General features: G+C 45.2%; 1 protein-coding gene. It reads left to right on the top strand.

Going from position 1 to position 217, the window contains the following annotated elements:
• Window positions 1-217: hypothetical protein (locus tag CBI42_RS12320; RefSeq protein WP_142294188.1), on the top strand; the 217-nt coding region annotated here is incomplete at both ends.

Here is a 217-nt window from a genome sequence, read left to right as displayed (position 1 = left end):
AAAGAAAAAGACATGGTCCTGCATGGTCAGCAAAAGCACTATGCCATTGATATCCCCAGCAAAAACGGCCGGGTCTTTCATATGGACAACGCTTTGTATGAAAATGCCTATAACGCCATTGAAGATAGCATGAAGACGACTAAAAGTGAGATCGCATTGAAACGGCTGAACCGCTTCTACCGTTTCTTCACCTGCCCAATGTGTCATGGTACCCGAA

The sequence above is a fragment of the Streptococcus sp. KR genome (assembly GCF_002238115.1).
GTDB lineage: Bacteria > Bacillota > Bacilli > Lactobacillales > Streptococcaceae > Streptococcus.
Note: the sequence above shows the minus strand (reverse complement) of the source record. Positions and strands in the feature narration are given on the sequence as shown.